This window comes from Oceanobacter sp. 5_MG-2023 (assembly GCF_030548165.1).
Lineage (GTDB): Bacteria > Pseudomonadota > Gammaproteobacteria > Pseudomonadales > Oceanobacteraceae > Oceanobacter.
The window spans coordinates 1-3,219 of the sequence record NZ_JAUORS010000049.1; the positions used below are offsets into that span (position 1 = coordinate 1).

Sequence of the window (3,219 nt, forward strand, 5' to 3'; positions counted from 1 at the left end):
CCGGTGGCTGAATTAATGCTGAACAGCCCTGCATCGGCTCCCGAGAGGCTATAAACCGCCGTCGCATCATCCGTCGCCGCGGTGTAAATCACCGTGTTTTCACCGGAGTTTTCGTCAATGGCGGTCGCTGTTGAACCAGATGTAAATGCCGGTGCCACTTCATCCAGATCATTCACATCCAGCGTCACGGCTTGGCTATTTTGTAAACCCGCGCCGTCGGTGGCTGTAACAGTAAAGCTGTAGCTGGATTTGGTCTCATAGTCCGCATCGGCCAACAAGGTAACGTCACCGGTGGCTGAGTTGATGCTGAAGTACGCTGCATCGTCGCCTGAGAGCGAGAAATTCACACCATCAGAGGTATCTGCGGAGTCATCGGCAGTGACGCTATACACCACTTGCCCGGCACCAGAGTTTTCATCGATCGAGGTAGCTGTCGCGCCGGAAGTAATCGTTGGCGCGATTTCGTCGAGGTTGTTTACATCGAGTGTAACCAGTTGATCAGTATGGTTACCGGCTCCGTCGGTAGCGGTGACAGTAAAGCTGTAGCTTGGTTTGGTTTCGTAGTCGGCATCCGCCAACAAGGTCACTTCGCCGGTGGCTGAGTTGATGCTGAAATACGCTGCATCGTCGCCTGAGAGCGAGAAAGCCACGCCATCAGAGATATCTGCGGAGTCATCGGCAGTCGCGGTATAAATCACACTACCGGCACCGCTGTTTTCATCGATCGCGGTAGCCGTAGCGCCAGAAGTAATGCTTGGCGCTGCTTCATCCAGGTTATTAACCACCAGGGTAACGGCTTGGTCCGTGTGGTTACCGGCGCCATCTGTCGCTGTGACAGTAAAGCTGTAGCTTGGTTTGGTTTCGTAGTCGGCATCCGCCAATAACGTCACTTCGCCTGTAGCGGAGTTGATGCTGAACAGTGACGCATCTGTACCAGACAACGAATAAACCGCCGTCGCGTCATCGGTCGCTGCGGTGTAAATCACCGCGTTCTCACCGGTGTTTTCGTCAATGGCGGTCGCTGTTGAACCAGATGTAAATGCCGGTGCCACTTCATCCAGATCATTCACATCCAGCGTCACGGCTTGGCTATCTTGTAAACCAGCACCATCGGTGGCGATCACGACAAAGTTATAGCTGGATTTACTTTCGTAATCGGCATCCGCCAACAAAGTAACTTCACCACTGCTGGTATCAATCGAGAAGTACGCAGCATCTGCACCCGACAGACCGAAACTCACGCCATCAGAAATATCAGCAGAGTCATCCGCAGTGGCGGTATAAATCACACTGCCGGCACCGCTGTTTTCATCGATCGCAGTGGCCGTCGCGCCAGACGTAATGCTTGGCGCTGCTTCATCCAGGTTATTGACCGCCAGGGTAACGGCCTGATTAGTAAAGTTACCGACTCCATCGGTGGCGGTGACAGTAAAGCTGTAGCTTGGTTTGGTCTCGTAATCAGCGTCGGCCAATAAGGTGACTTCACCGGTGGCTGAGTTGATGCTGAACAGTGACGCATCTGTACCTAAGAGGCTATAAACCGCCGTCGCATCATCCGTCGCTGCGGTGTAAATCACCGCGTTCTCACCGGAGTTCTCATCAATGACATCCGCCAACGTGCCAGAAGTAAATACAGGCCCCACTTCATCCAGATCATTGATCGCCAGAGTGACGGTCTGATCAGTGAAGTTACCAGCCCCATCGGTGGCGGTGACAATAAAGCTGTAGCTTAGTTTGGTTTCGTAGTCGGCATCCGCCAACAACGTCACTTCGCCGGTGGCTAAGTTGATGCTGAAATACGCTGCATCGTCGCCTGAGAGCGAGAAAGCCACGCCATCAGAGATATCTGCGGAGTCATCGGCAGTCGCGGTATAAATCACACTACCGGCACCGCTGTTTTCATCGATGGCAGTCGCGGTATCACCAGAGGTAATCGTCGGTGCGACTTCATCCAGGTTGTTGACCGCCAAGGTGACGGACTGGCTATCTTGTAAACCCGCGCCATCGGCGGCGGTGACGGTAAAGCTGTAACTGGACTTGCTTTCGTAATCCGCATCCGCCAATAAGGTTACTTCACCGTTGGCTGAGTTGATGCTGAAGTACGCGGCATCTGCACCCGACAGACCGAAACTCACGCCATCAGAAATATCTGCAGAGTCATCCGCAGTGGCGGTATAAATCACACTACCCGCACCGCCGTTTTCATCGATCGCAGTGGCGATAGCGCCAGAAGTAATCGTCGGTGCGACTTCATCCAGGTTATTGACCGCCAGCGTCACGGTTTGGTCGGTGTAGTTACCGGCCCCGTCGGTAGCGGTGACAGTAAAGCTGTAGCTGGACTTGGTCTCGTAATTGGCATCAGCCAATAACGTCACTTCGCCGGTGGCTGAATTAATGCTGAACAGCCCTGCATCGGCTCCCGAGAGGCTATAAACCGCCGTCGTATCATCCGTCGCTGCGGTGTAAATCACCGTGTTTTCACCGGAGTTTTCGTCAATGGCGGTCGCTGTTGAACCGGATGTAAATGCCGGTGCCACTTCATCCAGATCATTGATCGCCAGAGTGACGGTCTGATCAGTGAAGTTACCAGCCCCATCGGTGGCGGTGACAATAAAGCTGTAACTTGACTTGGTCTCATAGTCGGCATCGGCCAACAAAGTGACTTCGCCTGTTACAGCATCGATCGAGAAGTACGCAGCATCTGCACCCGACAGACTGAAAGTGACTCCGTCAGAAATATCAGCAGTGTCATCAGCGGTGGCGGTATAAATCACACTGCCCGCACCGCTGTTTTCATCGATGGCAGTCGCGGTATCACCAGAGGTAATCGTCGGTGCGACTTCATCCAGGTTGTTGACCGCCAAGGTGACGGACTGGCTATCTTGTAAACCCGCGCCATCGGTGGCTGTAACAATAAAGCTGTAGCTGGACTTGCTCTCATAATCCGCATCCGCCAACAAAGCAACTTCGCCGGTGGCGGAGTTGATGCTGAAATACGCGGCATCGTCGCCAGAGAGCGAGAAAGTCACACCTCCAGAAATATCCGCGGAATCATCGGCCGTCGTGGTATACACCACTTGCCCGGCACCTGAGTTTTCATCGATTGCAGTAGCCGTCGCGCCAGACGTAATGCTTGGCGCTGCTTCATCCAGGTTATTAACCGCCAGGGTAACGGCCTGATTAGTAAAGTTACCGGCTCCATCGGTAGCGGTGACAGTA

Annotated in this window: 1 protein-coding gene; it reads right to left on the bottom strand. The window is 53.7% G+C overall.

The annotated features are described in order from the left end of the window. The coding region (locus Q4551_RS16015) for a cadherin repeat domain-containing protein (protein ID WP_303434920.1) at window positions 1–3,219 on the bottom strand (3,219 nt) is incomplete at both ends.